The sequence below is a fragment of the Chryseobacterium polytrichastri genome (genome assembly GCF_900142445.1).
In the GTDB taxonomy this organism is placed as follows: Bacteria; Bacteroidota; Bacteroidia; order Flavobacteriales; family Weeksellaceae; genus Chryseobacterium; species Chryseobacterium polytrichastri.
Genome location: NZ_FRAV01000004.1, coordinates 117442 through 143712, shown reverse-complemented (window position 1 = coordinate 143712; position 26271 = coordinate 117442). Strand labels below are relative to the sequence as shown.

The window sequence follows — 26271 nt, the reverse complement described above, 5'->3', positions numbered from 1 at the left end:
GTCTATTTAAAAATTATTTTTTTTCAGGAACGTAATTAATAACTACTCTTTGGTTAGGGTTAAGATACTTTTTAGCAGCATTCTGCAGATCCTCTCTTGTGATACCTCTGTAGATGTCTATTTCTTTGTTGATTAAGTTGGTATCTCCCATCAAAACGTGGTTTGTTGCCAATGAAGCAGCAATTCCCTGAATGCTCGAATTTTGATTTACAAACTGATTCTCAAATTGGTTTTGAAGTTTTTGATAATCTTCCTGAGAAATTAGAGTTGTTTGAAGCTTTTTGATCTCAGCATCGATATCTGTCTGTAATGTTTGCTTAGTTGTTTGTCCCATTGGGATCGCGAAAAATGCAAAAATTCCATAATCTTCAAGACCTTGGTTGAAAGCCTGCACCTGAAGTGCTTTTTTGTCCTGATCTACTAATTTTTTGTATAACACTGAAGATTTTCCGCTGCTTAAATAAGAAGAAAGCATATCTAAGATATAAGCATCTTTTTCTTTGTTAGCTGGAGTTCTGTAAGCAAAAATATAGGCAGGAAGCTGGATGTTAGGATCTGTAGCCGTAACTTCTTTTTCCTGAGTGATAGGAGCGTCTTTTGGATAGTTTTTCGGATAAATAGTTCCTTTAGGAATTGCTCCGTAATATTCCTGGATCCATTTTTTAGTCTGTTCCGGTTTAATGTCTCCTGCAACTACCAAAGTAGCGTTGTTTGGAACATAATATTTTTTATAGAATGCCTGGAATTCTTCTAGTTTAGCAGAATTCAGATCTTCCATAGAACCAATCGTTGGCCAGTTATATGGGTGATTAGTAAATAGATTTTTCTGTACTGTTGAGAATAGATTTCCATAAGGTTGGTTATCCATTCTTAATCTTTTTTCTTCTTTTACAACCTCTCTCTGAGTATCTACCCCAACTTGGTTAATCACAGCATGACGCAATCTTTCAGACTCCATCCAAAGACCTAATTGTTCGTTGTTTGAAGGGAAAGTTTCGTAATAATATGTTCTGTCGTTGGTTGTGTTGGCATTGTTTTGACCTCCGTTTGAAGAAACTATTTTAAACCATTCACCTCTTTTGATATTGGGTGTTCCTTCAAATAAAAGATGCTCAAAAAAGTGAGCAAAACCTGTTCTTCCTTTCACTTCATCTTTTGCACCTACGTGATACATTACCCCCGTTGTAACTACCGGTGCCGAATTATCCTGATGAAGAATTACATGAAGGCCATTTGGTAGGTCATACTCTTCGAATTTAATTTGTTGTGCATTTAAAGCCATTCCGAAGAAAGCCACTGCAGCAACAGAAAGAAGTCGTTTTTTCATAAAATAGAAATTGTTTTGATAATTAGTGGTGAAAATACTTGAATTGTTACAAATAAAGCATGATTTTTTTTATAGAGATATTGATTTTATTTCATAGATACTGATGATTAACCAAAAATTTGAATTCTCCATATAATACACTAATTTTGTGTTCCCAAAATTTTTTGCAGTATGGATTATCTGAAAGGACTCAATGAATCACAATATGAAGCCGTTACCACCTTACAAGGACCTCTGATGGTGCTTGCGGGAGCGGGTTCCGGAAAAACACGTGTACTGACGATGCGTATTGCCCATTTGATTACGAATGGGGTAGACCCTTTCAATATTCTGGCGCTTACCTTTACCAATAAGGCGGCAAAAGAAATGAAGGAGCGTATTGCAAAAGTGGTTGGACAAAGCAATGCAAGAAGTCTTTGGATGGGAACTTTTCACTCGGTTTTTGCGAGGATTTTGAGAAGCGAGGGGCATTATTTAGGGTACCCTTCCAACTTTACCATTTATGATCAGCAAGATGCTTTGAATGTGATCAGAAAAGTGATCAAAGACATGAATGTAGATGCTGATTTATATAAACCTAAAAAAGTTCAGTCAAGGATCTCTACTTATAAAAATAACCTGATTACGGTAAAAGCATATTTCAATAATCCTGAATTAATTGAGGCTGATGAAAAAGCCAACATGAGATTTATTGGACAAATCTATCAAAAATATGTAGAGCAGTGCTTCAAAAATGGGGCAATGGATTTTGATGATTTATTATTGAAAACTAATGAATTATTAACCCGTTTTCCGGAAGTTTTAGCCAAATATCAAGATAGATTCAGATATATTTTGGTGGATGAGTACCAGGATACGAACCACTCTCAATACCTTATTGTAAAAGCATTAGCTTCGAAATTTGAAAATATTTGTGTGGTGGGAGATGACGCTCAGTCTATTTACTCTTTCCGTGGTGCGAATATTTACAATATCTTAAATTTTAAAAAAGATTATACAGATGCAATAACGGTTTCTTTGGAACAAAATTATCGTTCTACACAGACCATTGTGAATGCTGCAAATGTTGTGATTGCTAAAAACTTACAACAGTTTAAGAAAAATGTTTTCAGTGAAAATGAACAAGGAGATAAAATTAAAGTTTATCGCTCACTTTCTGATGCCGATGAAGCAAATTTTGTGGCTGGAAATATTTGGGAACTAAGAAACAGAGATCAGAGAAAATACAGTGATTTTGCTATTTTATATAGAACAAACTCTCAAACGCGTGCTTTTGAAGATGCGTTGAGACGTAAAAATATTCCGTACAAAGTATATGGAGGCTTATCTTTCTACCAAAGAAAGGAGGTTAAAGATTTGATTGGTTATCTTCGATTATTGGTTAATGAAAATGATTCTGAAGCGTTAATGAGAATCATCAATTACCCAACAAGAGGAATCGGAGAAACGACTCAGAATAAGCTGATTGTTTTTGCAGATAATCAGAATGTTCCTGTGTCTAATGTTTTAGATAATTTACCGGCGTACGCTCCACAATTGGGCTTTAACAATGGAGTTTTAACAAAGTTAAATGACTTCTGGTCAATGATCAAAGCATTTAAAGTATTGTTAAAAACGGAAACAGCTTACAATGTAGCAATGGAAGTTGCGAAGCGTAGTGGTTTGATTAAGTTTTTAAAAGACGATCAGACTCCGGAAGGAATTTCCCGTGTAGAAAACGTTCAGGAATTAATGAACTCTATGCAGGGTTTCATTGAAGAGCAGATGCAGTTGGAAGATGGAGACCCAAGCTTACCTAATTTCCTTGAAAATATTGCCCTTTCGGCGGATACTCAAAAGAAAGATGATGAGGAAGATATGGTTTCTTTAATGACCATTCACCTTTCAAAAGGACTGGAATTTCCGGTGGTTCATTTGGTTGGTTTGGAAGAGAATCTTTTCCCTAGTTTTATGAGTTCAGCAACCAGAGAAGATCTGGAAGAAGAAAGACGTCTATTTTATGTTGCCCTAACAAGAGCTGAAAAACAGGTGTTTTTCTCATATGCGGTTTCACGTTTTCAGTGGGGGAAAATTACTGATGCTGAACCTTCAAGATTCTTAAGTGAGATTGATGAAGAATTTATAGAATTCGTGAATCCTGTTATGGAAAAACGTTTTATTAATAATGCAGGTGTAAAATCAAATATTTTTGACGAGCATCCTTCTGAAATGAAAGGTTTCAAAAGGGTTGAAAAGAAAACCATTGAAAAAGCAGAAGGCTCAAAGCCAATTGTTGAACCGAGAAAATTAAAACCTGTAAGTACTGCTAAAATTATTAATCCAAGCGGAGCTTCTTCTCAGGATATTGAAGTTGGAGACAGTGTAAGACACGATCGTTTCGGAATCGGACAAGTAACTTTCTTAGATGGTACAGATCCGCAGAATATCAAAGCAAAAGTGATCTTCATGCATGAAGGGGAGAAAAACTTAATCTTAAAATATGCAAAACTAACAAAGATCTAACTTGTTTTAATACATTTAATAAAATAGCGATTAAGCTATCACAACATTATAATTAACCTGTTTTCAATTTTGAAAACAGGTTTTTGTTTTTTATGATGAAGTAAAGCGATGATTGCTTAATAGATAGAATTAATAATTATTTTTCAGAAACATTACTCTACTTATTTTGTAGACTAATAAATATGTTTTACATTTGCTCCTCTAAAAAACATGAATCATTAATCAATTATTTCAAAAAGTGTATGAAAAATAAAACGACAATCTTTTCAGCTTCGGTTCTATTTTTTTTAGGAACCTATACATACGCGCAACAAAAAGATACAGTGAAGACAGCGGAGGTAGAAGAAGTGGTAATTTTAGGATCAAGAAGCGGGGCAAGGTCTAAAGTAGACAGTCCGGTTCCTGTAGATGTATTTAATATCAAAGAATCTTCTGTTATTCTTCCGCAAACCAATATATCACAGATTTTAAATGCAGTGGCACCATCTTTCACCTCAACGATTCAAACAAATGCAGATGGTACAGACCATTTGGATCCTGCTCAGTTAAGAGGTCTTGGTCCGGATCAGGTCTTGGTTTTGGTGAATGGGAAAAGAAGACATACTTCAGCATTGGTAAATGTTAATGGATCACCAGGAAGAGGAAGTGTAGGAACAGATTTAAACTCAATTCCATCGTTTGCTTTAACCAGGATTGAAGTGTTGCGTGACGGAGCTTCCGCTCAATATGGTTCGGATGCGATTGCGGGGGTAATCAATTTAGAATTGAAAAGAGATACGGGAAAATTAACCGGACAGGTAAGTTATGGAGGAAATCTTACACCAACAGCTAATGATCATACCGGAGATTTTGACGGACAGAATATTCAGGTTGATCTTAACTACGGAAATAAAATTGGTAAAAAAGGTGGTTTTTATAACATTACATGGACTTCACAATTCAGGAATCCAACTTACAGAGCGGGAACAGAAAGTGGAACAATTTACAACGCTTATAACGCGATAGAACAACGCGCATTGAATAATGGTGTGAATCTTTCTTCTCTTTTTACGAATATTGGAAGTACACCCAACTCTCAACAGATTATTAATTCTATTCATCAATATGCTCAGGGTGTAAATTATTTTTCAGCTGATTTTCAAAATCAAATACAATCTGCCAATACTATAGGTGCTTTACAGGGACTTTTAAATACAAATGTTACGGATCAGGAATTAGCCTATAGAGGGCAGGATAGAAAAGATTTCAACATGCAGGTAGGGCAATCTAAACTGACTAACAATCAGCTTTTTGCTAATATAGAAATTCCTATCAATGATAATTGGAAAGTGTATACTTTTGGAGGATACAGCTATAGACATGGTACTTCAGGAGGTTTTTACAGAAGACCCAATCAAAGCAGAACTTTTACCGGACTATATCCCAACGGATATTTACCACAAATCGGGACCAATATTCAGGATCTTTCATTGGCTGCAGGAATTAAAGGAAACTGGGAAGGCTGGAATATAGATTTTAGCAATACTTTTGGACAAAACTCATTTGATTATACCATTCAGAATACAGGAAATACATCGTTGAGATTTGCGTCTCCTAGTGAATTTAGCGCAGGTGGGTTAAGGTTTTCTCAGAATACCATTAATTTAGATTTCTCTAAAAAGTATGATGTCTGGAGCGGAATAAATATTGCTTTCGGAGCAGAGCATCGATATGAAAACTTCAAGATTACGGCGGGAGAAGAAGCTTCTTATGCCACGTATGATGTGAATGGAAATGTTTGGAATAATACCACTCAAAGACCAACAGATTTCTTCGGTAATGTTTTAGCGGGAGGTTCGCAGGTTTTTGGAGGTTTCAGACCTGAAAATGCGGTGGATAAAAACCGACAGTCAGTTGCGGGATATGCAGATGTTGAATTCAACTTTACAGATTGGTTGTTAGTAGATGCTGCGGCGAGATATGAAAACTATTCTGATTTTGGTTCTACTTTTAATTATAAATTAGCTTCCAGAGTAAAATTAGATAAAAACTTTAACTTGAGATTTGCAGGATCTACAGGCTTTAGAGCGCCTTCAATTCATCAGATTTATTATAATGTAACGTCTACTTTATATACAAACGGACAACTTATGGAAGTGGGAACTTTCAGCAATGATTCTGAAATTGCGGAACGTTTTGGAATTCCAAAATTGAAACAGGAGACTTCTAAGTCCGGAAGTGTAGGGTTTACCTATAAAGTTCCTGCCGCTAATCTAACATTTACAGCAGATGGATATTTCACAAGAATTGATAATAGAATTGTATTAACAGATCAATTCACAGGGCCGTTGGTAAACGCTTTAGGCGTAAACGGTGCTCAGTTTTTTGCGAATTCTATTGATACAGAGACGAAAGGTTTGGATGTGGTAATAACGCATAAAGCTAAATTTTCTGATTTCAAATTAGACAATAACTTTGCGATGAATTTAAATGAAACGCGTAAAGTGGGAAGTACTCATACTTCACCAAAATTGGAAAGTTTAGGATTAGAAAACACTTTCTTTTCAGAAAAATCAAGAGTGTATTTAGAAGAATCGGTTCCTCGTGTGAAAGCGAGTTTGTCGCACAATCTATCTTGGAAAAATGCTACTTTTTACTTACGAAATACGTACTTCGGAAAAGTAACCGGAGCAGATATTGTAGATGCTAATGGAGACGGAATTGTGGGTCCGAATGAACACCAGCAAATTACCGCCAAGATTATTACAGATGTTTCTGTGGTGTATCAGTTCACAAAAAATGTGGGACTTACGGTAGGGGTAAACAATTTATTTGATATTTATCCAACGAAAAACCTTGCGGTTTCTTCTAACAACGAACAATTTATCTATTCACGTTCTACGTCACAGTTTGGGCAAAATGGAAGATACTTATTCTCAAGACTTAATTTCAATTTTTAAATATTTCTTTAACTGTCTATTATTATTTGAACGGGTTCCTTTATCGGAATCCGTTTTTTTATTGAGTAAAAAAGATTTCATTTTAAAGGGCTAAAATATTGAAAGTTGAACTATTTTTGCTGACCAATAAAAACAACACAACAAATAATGAAAAATCTAAATTTTTACTAAAGATGGGAACTTTTTATAACAATGCGGTATGTGATATCTACATGGGGAAAGGGGCTGGTGCAAAGCTCATGCAGGATATTAGGAATGCTAAGAAAAACGTGAAAATTGTATCTCCCTATCTTTCTCCTTTTTTAATTAAAGAATTGATTGCTCTTCACTCCAAAGGAATTAACATTAAGCTTATTACAAGTGATGAAATTGAAGATTTTTATGGATATGAAAAGAATATTCATAAGCTCATCATTCAAAATAAACACATTGACGAAGAAGCAAAAGAAAAAAGAGATAATTTGGAGAGTTTATCAGGAACTCTACTTTTTGCAATGATCGGATTGGCGATTGTCTTATTCCCGTTAATATATCTTCTAAAAGATTTGAAATACGCATTGGGTTTTATCGTTGTCATTTTAATGTTTTTTGTGAGAGATCAGGTGGTCAAAAAAATTAAAAATACCAAAGTGTATCACTACACGTATAAGCAGTTATTTCCTTTTAAGGTTTTTGTTTCGCCTAATAATGGGAATTCTTTCAACAAAACTTTTATCCATAGTAAAATCTACGTTATCGATGATGAAATTGCGTATTTAGGTTCCCTTAATTTTACAGGAAGTGGAGTAAAGGAAAATCATGAAACAAGAATAAGAACCACAGATATCAATGCGGTTCATAAAATTATAGAGGAAGTCAAGGAATTATTTTTTAATTCAAATTTAGCCGAAAGAGATATTCAGTTTTGGGGAAGCCAGTTGTATGAAGAGTTAGAAAATTAATTAGCTTTCTTTTGCGAAACAATAAAATCCACCATTTCATCATCTATTTGGTGGATGTATGTTTTATCAGTTGTTCCAAACCCATGGATTCCATCTTTTACGATAATCAAAGAATTCTGAACGTTGGCTTTTTTCAGCTTTCTGCTGAGTTTTTTAGATTGTTGTAATGGGACTACTTTATCCTTATCACCATGTACAATTAAAGTAGGAACGGCAGTGTCAACGTAACTTACAGGAGATAGGGTTTTGAAATTTTGTATTATTTTTCTTTTGTCTTTTTTAATATCATATCCGGAAATTCCATCAATCAGATTTTCTCTTAAAGTCACGATTTTATCTGAAAATATCAATCCAATAAAATATACAGGAACTTTACCGATGCGGGTATGCAGAAGAGTGTTAAGATCAGCGGGGCCATAATTATCAACAACATAGTTTACTTTTGCTGAATAATTTGAAAGCTCAGGACTTCCGATGAATTCATTATCTCGAGTATAAGCAGCCAACATAGAAAGATGAGCACCTGATGAAGTTCCAAAAAATCCAATATTATTGGTGTCGAAATTATACTTTTCTGCATTTTTTCTTACCCATCTTACGGCATCTTTGGTATCCTGAAGAGGAAGTGGGAAGTGAATATCTTTGTCGAGTAATGTATAATTAATAGCAATGACGGCATATTTCTTTTCAACCAGCTTTAGAAACATATCTTCAATATAGGTTTCAGAGCGTATGGTTTTATCTCCTTTTACCCAACCACCTCCGTAGACATAGATAACGACAGGAAGTTTCTCTGTTGAGGTGTCTTTTGGAGTATAGATATCCAATGCCATGGAATTTCCCTTTTCATTGGTTTTGTAGATGATGTTTTCTAAAATGGTAGTCTTTTCAGACAACAAAGTACTTTTCCCGGTTTTGGGTTCAAATACAAACTGAGAAAACCCTAACGTAGGCACACTTAAAAATAAAATAAAAAACAGGTTTATTGAAAACCTGTAGATTGATATGCTGTTCGATGATGATTTCATAGAATATTTTTTTTGAGAGTTGGCTATTTTACTAACTCCTCAAAAAGTTTACCAAAAGTCTTTTCTAAGTCTTTAGATTTTCCCGGATGAGGTCTTGATGTTTGTACAACAGAACTTCTCACGGCTGTTAACCAACGGAAACGTTCAGGAATTTCTAACTGAGCAATCGGTCCGCCATCTTTATCACCGTGTGCTATTTTTTTGAAACTTTCCAGATTTTGAATGAGATCTTCATAATCCAGTTTGCTGTGCATCAGTTTAAATTTATCCGGACATAGATAATATTCCATTCGGATAAACTTCTCTTTTTTTGAAAATAAAGCAAGTCCGATGTTGAAAAACTCTTCTCTTTCAACCTTTGGCACCAAGCGTATTACGGCGTATTCGTATATTTTATCCTCTTGCATTTTTCGCTTCGTTTATAAAGATTTGAGAATTTTCTAATCGTGTTTTCAAAAAGTTGAAATAGATCTCACGAATTTCTTCCGGTGTTTCATCAGCATCATTCCAATGCAGCCAGTCTTCAGGAATCAAGTTAACGATTTCTCTGAAAACAGTATCATTTAAAACTTCCTTAGCAAAAGTATCAGCTTCATCAAGCATTTTCGCCTGTGGAAGCAATACGTGGTCTTTCACATATTTGAAAGGTGTTTTTGCAGCAGTATCAAAATTCTGCCATGAATGGTGAAAATAGAAAGAAGCCCCGTTATCAATAACCCATAATTCTTTATGCCACATCAAAAGATTGGTATTTCTGAAAGTACGGTCGATATTGGTGATAAAAGCATCCAGCCAAACTATTTTTGAAGCCAAAAGAGGATCAACCTTTACGCTAGGATCATAAGCAATGGATTCGGAAAGGTAATGTAATCCTAAATTTAATCCTTCTGAAAACTTCAACAGATCCTGAATTTCTTCATCCGCTTCCGTTCGTCCAAAATCAACATCAAGATTCACAAAAACCAATTCAGGGATTTGCAGCCCTAAAGCTTCGGTAATCTTCCCTCCCAAGAGTTCTGAGATCAACATCTTTACCCCATGACCTGCGCCACGGAATTTCAGGACATATTTAAAATTATCATCAGCTTCTGCCAAAGCCGGAAGAGAACCTCCTTCGCGAAGTGGCAGAATATAACGCATTACAGTTACTGTTCTTAAATCCAACATGTCGCAAAAATAAGGTTATTTTTTGATAATCTTTTTAGTAAATTCTTTTTGTTCGATGCTATATTTTAGCAGGTAAACACCATGCGTAAGATGGCGTAAAGAGATTATGTAACCAGATGAAGTTGTTTCAAGATGATAATCAATTAACCTTCCGCTTGCATCCGTAAACGATAGAATAGATGTTTTTTTGGGAGTGGTAATTGTAATAAGATCTTCTGTAGGATTGGGATAGATTTTTACAGGACTAACTGAATTTTCTTCTGTGCTTAAATTATTAAAATTGATTGTTTTCGTTTTTGTGGAATTCACTCCACACGCATTCGTGGTAAGACTTACCTGATAAGAGCCTGCTGCAGCATACGTATGCGTTGGATGCTCTAATGTAGATGTGTTTCCATCACCGAAACTCCATAAGAAAGTAGTTGCATTCTGTGTCTGATTTGTAAATTGAAACGAATTTGTATTATTATTCTGATAGCTGAATCTACTGGCAACATCATTAGCAGGGATATACCAAGTATCTAATTGATTGAAAACAATATTTTTCACGGTGCTTTTCAGGGTTTGTGATTCTGCAGGCGTAAGCGTTCCGTTGAAAGAAGCCAAGGTGGGATCTTTTTTAAACAGTATGGTATAGAATGTATAAGCTGCAGCCATTGAACCTAAATAGCTAGGATGCGAGCCATCACTCGAATACATTTCCATAGTCGGATTTTGCTGTATAATTGTTCGCCATACTTTTCCAACTGGTGAGGTCAGGCTTTCGTTAGCTTGAGCCATATTCATATAGCGGGTATAGATTAAATCATCCATTCCCTGATAGGTGCAGTTTGGAGAGCTTCCTTGGCAATTTCCTGTATCTCCATTTTTATACCCCCATGTCATAAAAAATATAGGATTTCCACACGCATTAGAATTTTTCACGCGAGTTGCGAGTTGAGCAGCGTAGGGAAGCATTTCACTTTGAATGTAGGTGTTTGGAAAAGAAGGAATCTGACTTTGCTCCTGAAGTACAACATAATCCCAGTTTCCCTGATCAATGGTTGAGAGCACGGTTGGATTTGCAGAGTGTTGTTTAAGAGTGGAGCCGCCAGGGGTATAACTTTGATGATTAAATGTGTCTCCTGTTGAAGCTGCGATCATTTTTATTAATTCCGGTAAATTATTGGTGTACGTATAGCTGTTTCCTACAAAAAAAACATTTTTTGTGATTTGGCCGAACGTAAAAGAAAAGAGAATTAAAGATAAAAAAAGTAGTTGTTTTTTCATATATTTCGTTTAGAATATGGAATACGAATATAACTCATTATTGAGTTGGTTTTAAATAAAATGATATTATTTTATGAAATTGATAAAAAATAGTAACGTAAAGATTGTAAATCAGGAAAATAAAAACTTTCTTGCTGATGCCTATTATCCAGAGACTAAGGAGAAATTACCATTGGTTATTTTCGTTCATGGCTACAAAGGTTACAAAGATTGGGGAGCTTGGAGTTTGATGGCTGAAAAGTTTGCAGAAGCCGGATTTTTCTTTGTTACATTTAATTTTTCTCACAACGGAACAACGGTTGAAGATCCTCATAACTTTGCAGACCTTGAAGCTTTCGGAAATAATAATTATTCTAAAGAACTTTCTGATTTGGGCGTGGTGATCGATCATTTTGTTAAGCATCCGAATGTGGATGATCAGAAAATAATATTGATTGGCCACAGCAGAGGAGGAGGGATCTCTATTATTAAGACTTTTGAAGATGAAAGAATTAACGGATTGATCACGTTGGCGAGTGTAGATACATTGGAGCGTTTCCCGAAAGATGAAGCATTAGAAAACTGGAAAACGAAAGGTGTTTATTATGTATTGAACGGACGAACAAAGCAAGAGATGCCTCATTACTATCAATTTTATGAAGATTTTCAAAAAGACGAACATCGTTTTGATGTAGAAAGAGCTACAGAAATGGCGAAGGCTCATGTCTTAGTTATTCACGGAACAAATGATGAAAGCGTAAGCGTGAAGAATGCGGAACACCTCCATATTTTAAACCCGAATTCTGAATTGTTTTTAATTGAAAACGCCAATCACACGTTTGGATCCAAAGAACCTTGGGAAGAAAATAATTTACCAAAAGAGTTGAATACGGTCATTGAAAAATGTATTCAATTTATCAATGATAAGATTGTAAATGAATAAATAAAGGAGTGAAATATTTTCACTCCTTTTATATTGTATTGAACCATTAAGCTCTTAATTTTAGTTTTTTACGGCATTCTTCTTTATAGATTTCAGTAATTGTCTGAAATTTTTCATCGTCATCATCTCACTGGTGGGAGTGAAAATAGTTGACTTTTCTCCTTTCTCAATAGAAAACTCAGAAGATGCTTTAAAAGAATATATTTTCTTCATAGTCCGAATGTCGTAAACATCCATGATCGCAAAAGTTTCATTCTTTTTATATTCTGTCTGTTGACCAAGTTCGGTATCTAGGTCTTTTCGAACTTTAATGGTTGAAATGTTAACCAAAAAATTAAAATCTGTGCTGCTTTTTAGTGTTTCAAGATCTTCAATTTCAGGCTCAAAAGGAATTCTGTTTAATATGATATTTTCGGATTTAGCCATATTGAGCGTATAGGCTTTAGAATCGCTCATTGTATTGAAAAATTTTAAAACATCTTGTTCCATCATTTCTCTATGATGAGAATCTACATCTGTATAAATTCTATTGATCAACCATTTTTGATCTTTGGAAAAGACCAGCGACTTACTATAAATTCCGTAATCTTTTTTTACAGGATAATAAGCACATGATTGTAAGGTGAAAATAGCAAAAAATAAAAGAATAGAGTTTTTCATATAATGTTGCTTAAACGACTAATATTTTCCAGGCTGCTTCAATGTTATTTTCCAGTAATAATTTCTGAGCTTCTTGATGAATGTTTTCGTCTGCATGACAGTTTTCAGAAGGTAAAACCTCAACGTTGGCAAGCATTCCCAGGTCGTTTCCTGTGAATATTTTGCTGTGTTTGATGGCATCAGGGAGAATATCAAAGCCAATTCCTTTTGTGACCAACGGTTTTGGTACTTCAAAAAGATTATTTTCATTATTTCTCGAATACCAGTTACCGCCCAGACGAGCCACCATATCAAGTTTTTTCTGGTCTAAATTTCCTTCTTCATTCAGGTATTCTTCTCTGATATGGATTTTTTGAACCTCACAAATAACGAGATTTCCTGCGCCACCCTGATCTCCCAAAGATTTTATTTCTAAAACTTTACATTCAAAATTAACAGGACATTCTTCAATTAATTTCGGTCGAACAAAATCCGCGTCTTTCATGGTTAAGCCAGATTTGATAAATTCATTTACTCCATCACGATATTCTGTAGAAGCTAAAGAAATTTGCTGTACAATCGGGAAATTTACGGTCCCAATTACCACTTCCGGAACTTCCAGAACGTTTTCCAACGTGTGTTTTGTAGTATTGTCACGAACTCTTCTCGATGGTGAAAAAATCAATATCGGAGGAACCGTACTGAACATATTAAAAAAACTGAATGGAGATAAATTATGATTACCGTCTTTATCCACCGTTGAAGCCAATGCAATTGGTCGTGGCGAAACGGCTGTCTGCATAATGGTTTGTAGTTGTACGGAAGATAATTCGGATGGGATTACTGTTTTCATATTTTTTGTTTTGACCAAGAAAAGGGCAGAAGTTTATTTTTTAAGAAAATATTTTAAGTTTGAAAGCTTATGTATTGATGAGATTTTGAACCACAAAAGACACAAAAGATAATTAGTCTAAGATGAAGAGCCTTAATTCTTTTAAGATCAAAAAAGCATATCGTAATATTTATTTACAAAAGTTTCTTGCCCGTCATTGTATAAATTTTTCACATTAAAATTTACTAAAATTCCTTTAGGCTTTTTCATCAAATTAATATAATTTAGAAGTTGTGCTCGATGAATTTCATTTAATATAGAAACTGCTTTCAATTCAACAACAATTAAATCTTCAACCAAAAAATCACAAAAGAAATCACAATTAATTTCTTTTCCTTTATAAACTATAGGAATTTTAAATTCAGATTTAAAATTGATATTTCTCAATCTAAATTCTTCTTCCAAACATTTATGATAAACACTTTCTAATAAGCCTGCGCCAAGAATTTTGTGAACTTCTATGCAGGCGCCATTTATCTTATATGTTAAATCTGTCAGATAAGATTGTGTAATCATAAAATCTTTTGTGACTTTTGTGGTTAAATATTATTTTTATTATTTAGTAGGAATAATTTTTCCACTTACTTCACCGAAACCAACTCTTATGCCGTCTTTTTCAGACCAGGCTTTCATAGTTACAGTGTCGTTATCATCGATGAATTTTCTTTCCTGTCCGTTGCTTAATTTGATTGGATTTTGCCCTCTCCATGTCAACTCAAGCATAGAACCGAAAGATTTTGGATCGCTTCCTGAGATGGTTCCGCTTGCATATAAGTCACCCACTTCCAGGTTACAACCATTTACGGTGTGATGAGCCAATTGCTGCGTCATGTTCCAATACATGAATTTATAATTGCTTTCAGAGATCAGGTTTTCTTCACCGTTTTCAGGCTGTAAATAAACCTCTAAATTGATGTCGTAATTTTTATCTCCTTCAAATTTTAAATAGTCTAAAACTTCAGGATCCTGAGTAGGAGACGCTGTTCTGAAAGGCTCTAAAGCTTCCAAAGTAATAACCCATGGAGAAGCTGATGAACCAAAGTTTTTAGCTAAGAATGGTCCTAGTGGAACATATTCCCAAGCTTGAATGTCTCTCGCAGACCAGTCGTTGAAAATAATCATCCCAAAAATAGCGTCTTCCGCTTCATTTGTGGAGATACTTTCGCCCATGTCTGTATTTTTATTGATGATGAAAGCGATTTCTAATTCAAAATCTAATTGTTTTGAAGGTCCGAAAACTGGCTTTTCTGCATCTGCAGGTTTTGTCTGACCTTTAGGACGGTTGATATCCGTTCCTGAAACTACAATTGATGAAGCTCTCCCATGGTATCCTACAGGTAAATGTTTCCAGTTAGGCAATAATGCATTGGCAGGATCACGGAACATTTTTCCAACGTTAGTTGCATGTTCAATGCTGCTGTAAAAATCGGTGTAGTTCGGAATGTGAACCGGCATCATCATTTTTACTTTATCCAAATCATAGAAAGCGTCTTCAATGGTTTTCTGATCTTTAGACAAGATAGAACCTTCCTGTAATAATTCCTGAAGTTTAATACGAACTGCATTGGTTACAGGTTTTCCTAATTCAATAAATTCGTTTAAGGTATATGCTTCAAAAACATTGTCTTCTAATCCGTCAATGTCTTCAAAATAACTAAGGTCATACAGCGTCGCAAGATCAACTACCTGATCTCCGATTCTTGTACAACATCCGATATACTCTTTGTTAAAAACTGCTACTCCGAACGGAATATTGTGTATTGAAAAGTCCGAATTGGAGGAATACTCTACAAATGATTTCATAAGAATTTAATTTAGATGATTAAAAAGATTGCTTTACTTCGACAGGCTAAGCATAAACGTATTATACTTTTTGCAATGACGAGAGTGTTCTTCCAAGATTAATATTATTTTTTTGAATACGATGCTTCATCGATCCATCTGTCTTTAGTGTTGACATCAATAAGATATAAAGTATCTTTTTGTTTTGTAAGCAATAAAGTTTTGGTTACCGGAATGGGAACTTTTTTATTTTCAAGCATATTGGCTCGTAAAGAAATAATGTTCTTTTTTCTGATAATATCTCCGGTGAAAACATTTGAACTGGTTTCTCCGGTAGCTTTATCATCGAAAACCTCTACGTAGGTAGCATTATTTCCTTTAATAATAATAAAATCCCTTTCTGTATGGTCTTCCGCGTCTTTAATGAAAACAAATTTTTTATTGTCTACACTTTCATTTTCCAGATGCTGATTAATGCCTTTTTTTTCTTCAAGGATGGTAAGAATTTCATTCATTGATCCGTATTGAGCTTTCAAACCCAATGCACCCAAAAATAAAACCCCGATAAATAATTTTTTCATAATATGTGTTTATAAAAAAGTTTTGCCAAGATTTTGAATCCTGACAAAACTTGTAATTATATTTTTAAATTAAAGATTACCTCTTTTCTCTTGCTCTCTCTCTAGTGCTTCGAACAATGCTTTGAAGTTACCTGCACCAAAACTCTGTGCACCGTGTCTTTCAATAATTTCGAAGAAAAGAGTAGGGCGGTCTTCTACAGGCTTTGTAAAGATCTGTAAAAGATATCCTTCTTCATCATGATCAATAAGTATACCTAAGTCCTGTAATTTCTTTAGATCTTCATCAATATGGCCCACTCTTTCAGGAACCATGTCATAGTATGCTTCTGGTGGAGCAGAAAGGAACTCTACACCACGTTTTTTAAGTTCAGTTACTGTATGAATAATGTCTTTTGTAGCTACCGCGATGTGTTGTACGCCTTCTCCTTCGTAGAAATCAAGATATTCTTCTACCTGAGATTTCTTTTTACCTTCTGCAGGCTCATTGATAGGGAATTTTGCAAATCCGTTTCCGTTAGACATTACTTTAGACATCAATGCAGAATACTCTGTATTAATTTGTTTATCGTCAAAAGAAAGAATGTTTACAAATCCCATTACTTTTTCATACCATTCTACAGTAGGAATCATTCTGTCCCAACCCACATTTCCAACGCAGTGGTCTACATATAATAAACCTGCGTCCTCAGGTTGATAAGCGCTTTCCCATTTTTGGTAACCAGGCATGAAAGGACCTGTGTAATTTGTTCTTTCTACAAACATGTGAACAGTTTCTCCGTAAGTGTATACTCCGGACATTTTTACCTCACCATGCTCATCTGTTAACGTTACAGGCTCTAAATATGGTTTTCCACCTCTTTTTGTAGTTTCTTCGAAAGCTTTATAAGCATCATCTACCCAAAGTGCCAATACTTTTACTCCATCACCATGTTTTTTTACGTGTTCGTTGATAGGTGAGTCAGACTTAAGACCAGTCGTTAAGATCAGTCTAATTTTTCCTTGTTGAAGAACATAAGATGCACGGTCTCTTACTCCTGTTTCAGGACCAGCGTATGCTACAGACTGAAAACCGAAAGCGGTTTTATAATAATGAGCAGCCTGTTTAGCATTTCCTACATAAAACTCAATGTAATCTGTACCATTAATTGGTAAAAAATTCTCTGCTTGAGCAATTTTTTCGGCAAATGTAAGTGTTGACATATTTTCTCTTTTACTTTTATTTTATAGGTATGCAAAATACAAAAATCCTTGAAACCCTAAAAATAATAATACCGAATCGTTACAGATACTTAACATAATGGTAAAGAAGAGTTCATTTAAGTATATTTAAGTTTCTTATGTTATATTAAGGTTGGTTATATTTGTGTACACAAATCAAATGAAAGAAAAGTATTTCGAAAATATGAAAGCCGTAGATTTCTACGGCTTTCATTGATTTTATTATTCAGATTTTTTATTTAATCTTCCTGCATCAGGATTATAATTGTCCCAAATTTTCCAACTGTTGTCTATTTTTTTAATGAAATAGATTTGTGTATTAAGTTGATTTACAAAATGTTCTTCGCCTGATTCACCTACCTTGAATAAAAGATTCCAAAATTCCTGAGATTCTAATATTTTTTTTTCAGGTTCATCCGTCACAATATGAATATCAAAAACTTCAAAGTTGGATCGGTTGTTTTTGGTAACCAGCTGAAAATCTCTTTCACATAATTCTTTGCTAAATTGTGACACTCTTTCCAAAAATGGAGAATCATCAAATACCAATGGTTTGAATAATTCCGTTTTATGATTAGGAAATTTTTTATAAAATTCAAAAACGGTAGCACAATAGTCAAAAACCATTTGTTTTAAAAATGCTTGATCATCAGCTTCATTTTCCTGTTTCTTCTCTTTTACAAACTGGATATAAGAATTAAGGTCTTTGTAGCCTAAAAAAATACATATTTTATCTAACGTTTTTAAAAATCTTAAATCATTATGGGTTTTATCCTGATAATCATTTTCGAAAAACCGCTGTAGCGTAACGTGAGAAATAGTATTTCCTATTTCGAATTTTTTGCCGCCTTTCATCTCTTCAGATTCAGAGAGCTCGTCTTTGATGATCTCAGAAAGAATAATATAATGGCTTCTCTTCCATTCGTCTACATTCCCTAACACGGAGTTATTTACTTTAGAATGCTTTACAACTTCCTCTCTTATTGAATTATATATAGTCTTCAAGTTCTAGATTTTAAAAGTGATTTTATCAAAAATACTGCCAAAACTTTAAGGCTTTTTTTATGATTTTTTTAATGCTAAGTTAAAATACGCTTTTTTTATATCAATTAAATTTAAATCAAAGAATAATTTCCAATATTAACATTTGAACCTTTCAAAAGCTGCTCTTTCCAACATTTCTCTGTCATCCGGATGAGCAATACTGATCAGTTCCTGAGCTCTTTGACGTAAGTTTTTACCATATAAATAAGCGGTTCCGTATTCAGTAACCACCCAATGAATATGGCCTCTTGTGGTAACAACACCCGCACCTTGTTTAAGAAAAGGAACAATTCTTGAAATCCCTTTTTTAGTTCTTGAAGTGATAGCGATGATGGGTTTTCCTTCTTCACTTAAAGCAGCACCTCTCATAAAGTCCATTTGACCACCAATTCCACTATATTGCATCGTTCCGATAGAATCTGCACAGACTTGTCCTGTAAGATCAATTTCAATAGCCGAATTAATTGCAACCATTTTGTTGTTCCTCATGATATTGATAGGGAAATTAACATCACTTACATCTTTGAAATCAAACACGGTATTATCATCTACGTAATCGTACAGTTTTCTGGTTCCGAAACAGAAACTGGTAATGGTTTTGTTGTCGTGATAGCCTTTATATTTGTTGTTGATAACATCGCTTTGAATTAAATCAATAACTCCGTCACTCAACATTTCGGTGTGAACTCCAAGGTCTTTATGATTTCCCAAACATTTTAAAACTGCATCTGGAATTGTTCCGATACCCATTTGTAAGGTTGATCTGTCATCAATAAGTTCAGCCACATTTTTCCCGACAAGCATTTCATCAGGACCTACTTTCGAACCATAATCTACTGTTTGAAGTTCTTCTTCATGCCAAACCAATTTGTGAATTCTGCTAATGTGGATCATACCGTCGCCGTGGGTTCTCGGCATTAGAGGATTCACAATGGCTACCACCAACTTAGCGGTGTCTACAGCAGCTCTTGCAACATCTACCGAAGTTCCCAATGTGCAAAATCCGTGTTTGTCTGGTGGAGAAACTGTAATTAAAGCAACATCCAGTGGTAAAATATTTTTTCTGAAAAGAATAGGGATTTCACTTAAAAAAATGGGAACATAATCTCCATTTTCAGAATTGACCGCATTTCTTACGGGAGTGGAAACAAATAACGAGTTAACGAAAAAACTGTCTTTATACTGAGGTTTGGCAATTTCTACATTTCCTTGTTGGGTAATAGAAACCATTTCTACATTTTGTAATCTGTGAGATTGCCTTGCCAATTCATCAATCAAATAATTCGGAGTACATGCACTTCCATGGAAGAATACACGGTTTCCACTTTTTACAGTATACACGGCCTCTTCTGCACTTATATAATTGTACATAGTAAAGTTTTAATAATTATTATTTTACGATTTTAATTACTTTAAAGATAGTTCATATTGCGTTTATCTGCTTTAAAAAAAGCGGTGTTTTTTTCAAACATTTGTCATATTCTAAAAAAAATAAGAACTAAATATACATCTAGTTCTTATTTTATATTTGAAACCTGTTAGGTTTAGTATTTTGAATATTATTCTTCTAACCAAGAAGTTTTGTATGAAGGATCTTCCACTTTCATAGCTTCTTCTGTAATTTTCAACGGACGGAAAGGGTCTACCATCACGGCATATTCTTCTGTGAATTTTTTACCGATACTTCTTTCCATTGCCCCTGGGTGAGGTCCGTGAACGATTCCTCCCGGGTGAAGCGTGAAATCCATTAAGTCGATATGATTACGGCTCATGAAATCTCCTTCTGTATAGAATAAAACCTCATCAGAATCTATATTAGAATGATTGTAAGGTGCAGGAATTGCCATCGGATGATAATCATACATTCTTGCACAGAACGAACACACTACAAAATTGTGTGCCTCAAAAGTCTGGTGTACCGGTGGCGGTTGGTGGATTCTTCCTGTAATAGGCTCGAAGTTTTTAATATTAAACTTATAAGGATAGAAATAGCCATCCCAACCTACAACATCAAATGGATGCGTTGCATAGATGAAATCGGTGATTTGATTTTCTTTTTTTACTTTAATTAAAAATTCTCCTTTTTCGTCTTTAGGTTCAACAAAAGTGGGTGCAATAATATCTCTTTCGCAGAATGGGGAATGCTCCAAAAGCTGTCCGAATTCGTTTCTGTATCTTTTTGGAGTGTAAATCGGAGAGTGACTTTCTACAACAAAGAAAACTGTGTCATCTGAATGTAATTCAACCTGATAAATTGTTCCTCTCGGAATAATTAGATAATCACCAACAGAAAAATCAAGATTTCCTACAAAAGTTTTCAACACTCCGCTTCCGTTATGAACATATAAAAGTTCGTCACATTCTGCATTTTTATAGAAATAATCCATCGACTTTCTTGGTTTTGCCAATCCCATTTTAAGGTCGTTGTTCACCAAAAGGATCTTGCGGCTGTCCATAAAATCATCTTCAGGAGTTACATTCATTCCCTTAAACATTCTTGGGGTAACGTTTTTATCAACAGCAATTTTAGGAGTTACATCTTTGGGTTCACCAATAGATTTTATTTGAGTCGGGCGGTGAATATGGTACAGCAAAGAAGAGATTCCATGAAAACCTTCCGTTCCGAAAAGCTGTTCATAGTAAAATTTATCTTCCGGAGACTTAAAAATAGTATGTCTTTTTGGTGGGATGTTTCCCGAATGGTTATATCGCATTTTACCTTTATATGTAGTTTCTCAAATTTAATAATTTTTCATGAATTGTTTTTAACAATATTTTTTCAATGAGTTTTTCTGTTCTAAAAATAATTGTTAGATTTGTCTAACAATTTTAATTCATGAAACGAATATTATTCTCTATTGTCTTTTTATCCAACTATTGTTTTTCGCAGGAAACGGATAGTTTGAATGTAAGTCAACCCAAAAAAATGGATTCTGTGAAAATTCCTTCAAGAGAAGAGAAGACCAAACTGATTGATGATGTTGTGATCACCGGAACCATAAAACCAATCAGCAGATCGAAAAGTCCGGTAGCAGTGGAAATCTACAGTCAGAAGTTTTTTCAGAAAAACCCGACTCCCAATATTTTCGAAGCCATTGCGATGGTAAACGGTGTGAAACCTCAATTGAATTGTTCGGTTTGTAACACAGGCGATATTCATATCAACGGTTTGGAAGGACCTTACACAATGATTTTAATTGATGGAATGCCCATTGTAAGTTCGCTTTCTACCGTGTATGGTTTAAGCGGAATTCCCAATAGTTTGATTGATAGGATTGAGGTGGTGAAAGGTCCTGCATCTTCTCTTTATGGTTCGGAAGCGATGGGTGGTGTAATTAATATTATCACTAAAAATGCACTGACTGCTCCAAAATTGAGTGTCGATTTTATGACAACGAGCTGGAGTGAAAACAATCTGGATCTGTCCACTAAATTTAATGTTGGTAAAAATGCTGCTTCATTATTGAGTTTAAATTATTTCAGCTTTAATGAAAGAATAGATCAGAATAAAGACAATTTCACAGATTCTGCTTTACAGAACAGAATTTCAGTTTTCAACAAATGGAATTTCCAAAGAAAGGAAAACAGGATGGCAAGTTTTGCATTGAGGTATTTGTATGAAGACCGTTTCGGCGGTGAAATGCAATGGAATAAATCTTACAGAGGAAGCGATGAGGTGTATGGAGAAAGTATTTATACGAATCGAGTAGAAGCCTTCGGGATGTATCAATGGCCAATGAAAGAGCAGATCATTACCCAGTTTTCCTATAATTATCATGATCAGAATTCATATTATGGAACTAATCCTTTTATAGCACTTCAAAAAGTTGCTTTCGTTCAGACGTATTGGGATAAAAAATTGGGAAATCACGATTTAATTGCAGGGGTTACTTACAAAAGAACTTTTTATGATGATAATACTCCCGGAACTTTATCAGGAGACGGAGTAACGAATGAGCCGATGAAATCTCCAATTTTTGGGGCATTTGTCCAAGATCAATGGGAAATCAATGATAAAAATACCTTGTTGTTGGGCTATAGATTTGACTATGATAAAATCCATCATTCTGTACATTCACCAAGGTTTGCATGGAAATATTCTCCCAATCCGTATCATACGTTGCGATTGAATTTTGGGACAGGTTTCCGAGTGGTTAATTTATTTACAGAAGACCATGCGGCTTTAACAGGATCTCGTGAAGTGGTGATTAAAGCCAACTTAAAACCTGAAAGATCCATTAATGGAAATTTAAATTATGTCTGGAAAATTCCTGTTGGAGGTAAGTTAATTAATTTGGATGCTTCTGCATTTTATACCTATTTCAGTAATAAAATTGTAGGAGATTTTGATACTGATCCTCAAAAAATTATTTATGATAATCTCCATGGTTATGGCATTTCAAGAGGCGCTTCAATGAATGTAGATTTCAGTTTTAGCTTTCCTTTGAGTGTTAATTTGGGAGTTACTTATCTTAATGTATATCAGAAATTTGATGGAGCAGAAGAAAAAGTTCAGCAACTGCATGCTCCAAAATGGAGCGGAACCTATAGTTTGACCTATACTTTCCCAAGTAATCTGGTGATTGATTTTACCGGACAGTTTTATGGGCCGATGCGATTGCCTGTGTTACCGAATGATTATCGACCTGAATATTCTCCGTTTTATTCATTGGCAAATATTCAGGTTTCAAGAAGTTTCAAATCAGGATTTGAAGTGTATTGCGGGGTAAAAAACCTCTTCAATTTTACTCCGAATGATCCTTTGATGAGACCATTTGATCCATTTGATAAGCATGTTGACGATCCGATCAATAATCCTAATCATTATACTTTTGATACCACTTACGGATATGCTCCAATGCAAAGAATCAGAGGGTTTCTAGGTGTGAAATATACTTTAAAGTAGTAATAATGTTAGTATGTAATAAAATATGGAATGTTTTACCACAAAAGAAATAAAAGAAATGATTGGAAAAAAGTATGATAAAAGTTTACAAAATGTAAAGTTCTAAAGCTTCAGGCTTTTGTAGATTTTTAAGTATCTCAAAACGGAGTGAAAATCTTTTGTCTCTTTTGTGGTAAAAAAAAATTGAAGTAATGAAACTTTTAACGATATTTTTATTTTTAATGTTTGTGCCTTGTTTTTGTCTCTCGCAGATAAAGACGGGCACTTTTTATGACTTAGAAATTTTACAGAAAGAAACTCCAAAACCTACAATTATCCATCTTTATACAGATTGGTGTTCCGTGTGTAAGATCGAATCTTTTCAATTAAATAAAGACAAAGATTTGGTTGCCCTAATCAATAAAAATTTTTATTTTATCAATTTCGAGGCTGAAAAAACGAAAGACACCATCCATTTTCAAGGAAAAGAATTCAGTTATCTGCCGAACGGAAATTCGGGGATTCATGAGCTGGCGTTGGCTTTATCTAAAAATAAAAAACAGCCTGTGTATCCGTTATGGATTATTTTAGATTCAAACCAAAAATTGATTTATTATCATGAAGGAGAATTTAAACCTGAAAAAATGAAGCAAAAACTTGAAGAGATTTTAAAACTATAATTTGTCTCTCGCAGATTTTGCAGATGATCGTGTTTAAAGTTTATAAAAAAAATCTGCGTTATCTGCAAAATCAGCGAGAGAAACTATTCAGCATCAATCAGAACAGCTAATTAATGCATGGCTCATCAGAACGATTGCTCTAGGCATGATTCGTCCCTCTTTGAGTAACAATAACTTCTTTATAATCTTTTGTTGGAGAATCGCAAAGGCGCAATTTTTTAATTTAAGGTTGTTGTAAGGCGCAAGGATTTTATCTGTGATAAAATTTAGGAACGCGAATTATTCCAGAGCTAATATAACACAACGTTTACTGAAAATCTTTGATTTTCTTGCGCCTTAAAATAGTACATCATTTAAATTCTTTGCGCCTTAGCGTTTACCAACTTATATTTCTTACTGATTTAGCAGATGATTGTTTCTAAAGCTTTAAAAAAATCTGCGTTATCTGCAGAATCTGCGAGAGAAACTATTCAGCATCAATCAGAACAGCTAATTGAATACAAGCTTGATCAGAGCGATTACTCCAAGCATGATTTGTTCCTCTTTGAATAACAATATCTCCAGGTTTTAAAAGCGTTTCCCCTTTCTCCATAATTAAATATAATTCTCCGGAAAGGATGATAATATAATCTAAAGTTTCTGTCTGATGCATCATCGGATGAGGTTCTCCAGCTTTAAATTCTACACCTAGATCTTTATCAGGCGGAATTGAAACATATCTGAAATAGGTTCCGTTTTTTGGAGTCTGTGGAAATCCTGTGTTGGGAATTTGAGTTTCAAGATCTAAGCTTGCCGGTATTTTTTGCGTGTTCCAAATATCTGAAATAACCAGACCCGGAAGATGCTCAACAGCATTTTCTACCTGTTGGTCTTCTATGATAGTTGATTTTCCGTTTTCGATTCCTGTGACGATTCTTCTTGGTACTTTATTCATGAGTCATTATTAATTTATTTCCTTGAGTTTGATTGTTTTTTAGGATGGAATGTGCTTTCAAAACAGTTTCTAGTGAAAGTGATCCGACAATTTTATAATGAGGTGGAGTGATGATTTGGTTCTCAATCAGTCTTGAAATTTCATTTAAACTGTCTTTATAATATGGATAGTTTTTGGTCATGCCATGCGCATAGTTGGAAATATTCATTATCAAATTTCCTTTATTAAAAAGAGCTTCACGTGATTCTTGGGTTGTTAAAGCGGTGACATCAACATATATTCCATTGATTTTTAAAACTTCTGCAGTGATTTCTGACATGTAATTTCCCACAAGATCAACTCCAAGATCAAAGAATTGACTGTTATTGGCACTAAGAATATTTTCAACCAAATTTTCATTTTTATAATTAATTATTTGATGACCTTTCAAGCCTATTTTTAAGAGAAGATTTCTGTTTTCTTCGGTTCCAACGGTTGCCGTTATATTGGTGAAATCATTGGCCAGTAAAAGTTTAATTAAAAAAGAACCAACACCGCCAGTTGCTCCCGTAATCAATACTGAATCATTTTGTTTGAGTTCTAAACGATTAAAAATCTGTAAAGCAGTCATTCCCACAGAAGGAATGGCAGCTGCCTGTTCAAAAGAGATGTTTCTAGGTTTTAGGGCGACGATTGTTTCCGGAACGGCAATGAATTCAGTATAAGTTCCGTTACTTCCCATAGAACCACTTCCACAAAAAACTTCATCTCCAATATGGAATTGAGTAACATCGTTTCCTTTATCGACAATAATTCCTGAAAGTTCACGTCCTAAAATTGGGGAGTTTATGAGTTTTCTTTCCAACTCGTTTTCCAGCATCTGGTAATCGATCGGATTAAAACCACTGGCTTTGATCTGTATTAAAACTTCGTTCCTTTTAGGTTGAGGTTTTTTGGTAAAACCATTTTCCAATTGAAAATTTTTATTTAAAATAACTGCTTTCATAATTGTAATTTGAGCTACAAATCTAAAAAGAGATTAGTTTATATTTGCTACTAGTTAACTATTGGTAACTAGTAACGTTAAAGTAACTATCGATGGCAAAAATTATAGAAAACGGAGTAGAACGGGAAGCAAACTGCACAGAAGAATTATTCGCCATGCGCGACAGTCTGGACGTTTTAGGCGGAAAATGGAAACTGATGATTTTGCGGTATTTAACAAATCGGACCAACCAAAGTATTCATTTTAAAAAATTAGAAAGAGGAATTGAAGGGATTTCTGCCAAGATGTTGAGCAAAGAATTAAAAGAATTAGAAATTAATTTACTCATTACCCGAACGATTCAGGATACCAAACCAATTACTGTAGTTTATGCTGTGACTGAATATGGTAAATCTGTATTTCCGGTGACGGAAACATTGGTGAATTGGGGATTACTTCATCGTGAGAAAATTAAAGAATCGATGAGTTCTTCTGAATCATAGGTTTATCAATAAAAATCCTCAGACTCGGCGAAGAGTTGAGGATTTTAATGACAC

Annotated in this window: 23 protein-coding genes; 7 read left to right on the top strand and 16 right to left on the bottom strand. The window is 34.5% G+C overall.

Annotation, left to right across the window (positions count from 1 at the left end; translation table 11 throughout):
• Positions 1-13: 13 nt before the first annotated feature.
• On the bottom strand, positions 14-1327 hold the full coding sequence (locus BUB80_RS03760) for a M16 family metallopeptidase (RefSeq protein WP_054511210.1): 1314 nt from the start codon (positions 1325-1327) through the stop codon (positions 14-16).
• 171 nt (positions 1328-1498) lie between these two features.
• Between BUB80_RS03760 and BUB80_RS03755 the strand changes: the two genes are divergently transcribed.
• The 3 genes from BUB80_RS03755 to BUB80_RS03745 all read left to right on the top strand — a co-directional run bounded on the left by BUB80_RS03755 (position 1499) and on the right by BUB80_RS03745 (position 7709).
• Positions 1499-3829 (top strand): ATP-dependent helicase, encoded by a 2331-nt coding sequence (locus tag BUB80_RS03755; protein ID WP_073291059.1) that lies wholly within the window; start codon positions 1499-1501, stop codon positions 3827-3829.
• Positions 3830-4071: 242 nt separating this feature from the next.
• Positions 4072-6768 (top strand): TonB-dependent receptor plug domain-containing protein, encoded by a 2697-nt coding sequence (locus BUB80_RS03750; protein WP_073291157.1) that lies wholly within the window; start codon positions 4072-4074, stop codon positions 6766-6768.
• 98 nt (positions 6769-6866) lie between these two features.
• Positions 6867-7709, top strand: coding sequence for a phospholipase D-like domain-containing protein (locus tag BUB80_RS03745; protein ID WP_083547030.1), 843 nt, complete (start codon positions 6867-6869; stop codon positions 7707-7709).
• On the opposite strand, the gene BUB80_RS03740 is transcribed toward BUB80_RS03745, so the two are convergent.
• From BUB80_RS03740 to BUB80_RS03725, 4 genes are read right to left on the bottom strand one after another with little or no spacing between them, the layout of a single operon-like run.
• A complete protein-coding gene (locus BUB80_RS03740) occupies positions 7706-8737 on the bottom strand; it encodes an alpha/beta hydrolase (protein ID WP_073291057.1) in 1032 nt (343 codons plus the stop codon). The two genes, BUB80_RS03745 and BUB80_RS03740, sit on opposite strands and share 4 nt — an antisense overlap.
• A 23-nt stretch (positions 8738-8760) precedes the next feature.
• The gene (locus BUB80_RS03735) at positions 8761-9144 is read right to left on the bottom strand and encodes a DUF3037 domain-containing protein (protein WP_054511215.1); all 384 of its coding nucleotides are present in this window, start codon (positions 9142-9144) and stop codon (positions 8761-8763) included.
• Positions 9131-9904: a HipA family kinase gene (locus tag BUB80_RS03730; protein WP_073291055.1), complete on the bottom strand. Its 774-nt coding sequence runs from the start codon at positions 9902-9904 to the stop codon at positions 9131-9133. Before BUB80_RS03730 ends, BUB80_RS03735 begins: the two co-directional genes overlap by 14 nt.
• A 15-nt stretch (positions 9905-9919) precedes the next feature.
• Positions 9920-11173: a PKD domain-containing protein gene (locus tag BUB80_RS03725; protein WP_073291053.1), complete on the bottom strand. Its 1254-nt coding sequence runs from the start codon at positions 11171-11173 to the stop codon at positions 9920-9922.
• A gap of 73 nt (positions 11174-11246) precedes the next feature.
• On the opposite strand from BUB80_RS03725, the gene BUB80_RS03720 reads away from it, so the two are divergent.
• Entirely contained in the window at positions 11247-12095 is an 849-nt protein-coding gene (locus BUB80_RS03720) for an alpha/beta hydrolase family protein (RefSeq protein WP_073291051.1), read from the top strand.
• A 60-nt stretch (positions 12096-12155) separates the two neighbouring features.
• On the opposite strand, the gene BUB80_RS03715 is transcribed toward BUB80_RS03720, so the two are convergent.
• The 9 genes from BUB80_RS03715 to BUB80_RS03675 form a co-directional block, all read right to left on the bottom strand.
• Positions 12156-12755, bottom strand: a complete 600-nt coding sequence (locus BUB80_RS03715; RefSeq protein WP_073291050.1) for a hypothetical protein — start codon at positions 12753-12755, stop codon at positions 12156-12158.
• Positions 12756-12765: 10 nt separating this feature from the next.
• Entirely contained in the window at positions 12766-13587 is an 822-nt protein-coding gene (locus BUB80_RS03710; RefSeq protein WP_073291048.1) for a flavin reductase family protein, read from the bottom strand.
• A 147-nt stretch (positions 13588-13734) separates the two neighbouring features.
• On the bottom strand, positions 13735-14142 hold the full coding sequence (locus tag BUB80_RS03705) for a GxxExxY protein (RefSeq protein ID WP_073291046.1): 408 nt from the start codon (positions 14140-14142) through the stop codon (positions 13735-13737).
• A 39-nt stretch (positions 14143-14181) separates the two neighbouring features.
• Positions 14182-15429 (bottom strand): fumarylacetoacetase, encoded by a 1248-nt coding sequence (gene fahA, locus BUB80_RS03700; RefSeq protein WP_073291044.1) that lies wholly within the window; start codon positions 15427-15429, stop codon positions 14182-14184.
• A 104-nt stretch (positions 15430-15533) separates the two neighbouring features.
• A complete protein-coding gene (locus BUB80_RS03695; RefSeq protein ID WP_073291042.1) occupies positions 15534-15989 on the bottom strand; it encodes a hypothetical protein in 456 nt (151 codons plus the stop codon).
• A gap of 69 nt (positions 15990-16058) precedes the next feature.
• The gene (gene hppD / locus BUB80_RS03690; RefSeq protein WP_073291040.1) at positions 16059-17189 is read right to left on the bottom strand and encodes a 4-hydroxyphenylpyruvate dioxygenase; all 1131 of its coding nucleotides are present in this window, start codon (positions 17187-17189) and stop codon (positions 16059-16061) included.
• Between the two features lie 240 nt (positions 17190-17429).
• Positions 17430-18212: a hypothetical protein gene (locus BUB80_RS03685; RefSeq protein ID WP_073291038.1), complete on the bottom strand. Its 783-nt coding sequence runs from the start codon at positions 18210-18212 to the stop codon at positions 17430-17432.
• A 135-nt stretch (positions 18213-18347) separates the two neighbouring features.
• Positions 18348-19622: an acetyl-CoA hydrolase/transferase family protein gene (locus BUB80_RS03680; RefSeq protein WP_073291036.1), complete on the bottom strand. Its 1275-nt coding sequence runs from the start codon at positions 19620-19622 to the stop codon at positions 18348-18350.
• 188 nt (positions 19623-19810) lie between these two features.
• Positions 19811-20965, bottom strand: coding sequence for a homogentisate 1,2-dioxygenase (locus BUB80_RS03675; RefSeq protein WP_054511227.1), 1155 nt, complete (start codon positions 20963-20965; stop codon positions 19811-19813).
• Between the two features lie 122 nt (positions 20966-21087).
• Here BUB80_RS03675 and BUB80_RS03670 point away from each other — a divergent pair, with 122 nt between their 5' ends.
• Positions 21088-23157: a TonB-dependent receptor plug domain-containing protein gene (locus BUB80_RS03670; RefSeq protein WP_083547028.1), complete on the top strand. Its 2070-nt coding sequence runs from the start codon at positions 21088-21090 to the stop codon at positions 23155-23157.
• 191 nt (positions 23158-23348) lie between these two features.
• Entirely contained in the window at positions 23349-23816 is a 468-nt protein-coding gene (locus BUB80_RS03665; protein WP_073291032.1) for a thioredoxin family protein, read from the top strand.
• A 466-nt stretch (positions 23817-24282) separates the two neighbouring features.
• Here BUB80_RS03665 and BUB80_RS03660 read toward each other — a convergent pair whose 3' ends face one another.
• Together BUB80_RS03660 and BUB80_RS03655 are read right to left on the bottom strand one after the other, a co-directional pair.
• Positions 24283-24750 carry a cupin domain-containing protein gene (locus BUB80_RS03660; RefSeq protein ID WP_073291030.1) on the bottom strand — a complete coding sequence of 156 codons (468 nt, stop codon included), beginning with the start codon at positions 24748-24750 and terminating at the stop codon, positions 24283-24285.
• Complete coding sequence (locus BUB80_RS03655; protein WP_073291028.1) at positions 24743-25735, bottom strand: NADP-dependent oxidoreductase; 993 nt, start codon at positions 25733-25735, stop codon at positions 24743-24745. The genes BUB80_RS03660 and BUB80_RS03655 overlap by 8 nt, the downstream gene beginning before the upstream one ends.
• Positions 25736-25827: 92 nt before the next feature.
• Here BUB80_RS03655 and BUB80_RS03650 point away from each other — a divergent pair, with 92 nt between their 5' ends.
• A complete protein-coding gene (locus BUB80_RS03650) occupies positions 25828-26217 on the top strand; it encodes a winged helix-turn-helix transcriptional regulator (protein ID WP_073291027.1) in 390 nt (129 codons plus the stop codon).
• Positions 26218-26271: the final 54 nt, after the last annotated feature.

Coding starts and splice junctions, on each gene's coding strand:
- BUB80_RS03760 (WP_054511210.1), bottom strand. CDS start 1,327: ATGAAAAAACGACTTCTTTCTGTTGCTGCAGTGGCTTTCTTCGGAATG.
- BUB80_RS03755 (WP_073291059.1), top strand. CDS start 1,499: ATGGATTATCTGAAAGGACTCAATGAATCACAATATGAAGCCGTTACC.
- BUB80_RS03750 (WP_073291157.1), top strand. CDS start 4,072: ATGAAAAATAAAACGACAATCTTTTCAGCTTCGGTTCTATTTTTTTTA.
- BUB80_RS03740 (WP_073291057.1), bottom strand. CDS start 8,737: ATGAAATCATCATCGAACAGCATATCAATCTACAGGTTTTCAATAAAC.
- BUB80_RS03735 (WP_054511215.1), bottom strand. CDS start 9,144: ATGCAAGAGGATAAAATATACGAATACGCCGTAATACGCTTGGTGCCA.
- BUB80_RS03730 (WP_073291055.1), bottom strand. CDS start 9,904: ATGTTGGATTTAAGAACAGTAACTGTAATGCGTTATATTCTGCCACTT.
- BUB80_RS03725 (WP_073291053.1), bottom strand. CDS start 11,173: ATGAAAAAACAACTACTTTTTTTATCTTTAATTCTCTTTTCTTTTACG.
- BUB80_RS03720 (WP_073291051.1), top strand. CDS start 11,247: ATGAAATTGATAAAAAATAGTAACGTAAAGATTGTAAATCAGGAAAAT.
- BUB80_RS03715 (WP_073291050.1), bottom strand. CDS start 12,755: ATGAAAAACTCTATTCTTTTATTTTTTGCTATTTTCACCTTACAATCA.
- BUB80_RS03710 (WP_073291048.1), bottom strand. CDS start 13,587: ATGAAAACAGTAATCCCATCCGAATTATCTTCCGTACAACTACAAACC.
- BUB80_RS03705 (WP_073291046.1), bottom strand. CDS start 14,142: ATGATTACACAATCTTATCTGACAGATTTAACATATAAGATAAATGGC.
- fahA (WP_073291044.1), bottom strand. CDS start 15,429: ATGAAATCATTTGTAGAGTATTCCTCCAATTCGGACTTTTCAATACAC.
- BUB80_RS03695 (WP_073291042.1), bottom strand. CDS start 15,989: ATGAAAAAATTATTTATCGGGGTTTTATTTTTGGGTGCATTGGGTTTG.
- hppD (WP_073291040.1), bottom strand. CDS start 17,189: ATGTCAACACTTACATTTGCCGAAAAAATTGCTCAAGCAGAGAATTTT.
- BUB80_RS03680 (WP_073291036.1), bottom strand. CDS start 19,622: ATGTACAATTATATAAGTGCAGAAGAGGCCGTGTATACTGTAAAAAGT.
- BUB80_RS03675 (WP_054511227.1), bottom strand. CDS start 20,965: ATGCGATATAACCATTCGGGAAACATCCCACCAAAAAGACATACTATT.
- BUB80_RS03670 (WP_083547028.1), top strand. CDS start 21,088: ATGAAACGAATATTATTCTCTATTGTCTTTTTATCCAACTATTGTTTT.
- BUB80_RS03665 (WP_073291032.1), top strand. CDS start 23,349: ATGAAACTTTTAACGATATTTTTATTTTTAATGTTTGTGCCTTGTTTT.
- BUB80_RS03660 (WP_073291030.1), bottom strand. CDS start 24,750: ATGAATAAAGTACCAAGAAGAATCGTCACAGGAATCGAAAACGGAAAA.
- BUB80_RS03655 (WP_073291028.1), bottom strand. CDS start 25,735: ATGAAAGCAGTTATTTTAAATAAAAATTTTCAATTGGAAAATGGTTTT.
- BUB80_RS03650 (WP_073291027.1), top strand. CDS start 25,828: ATGGCAAAAATTATAGAAAACGGAGTAGAACGGGAAGCAAACTGCACA.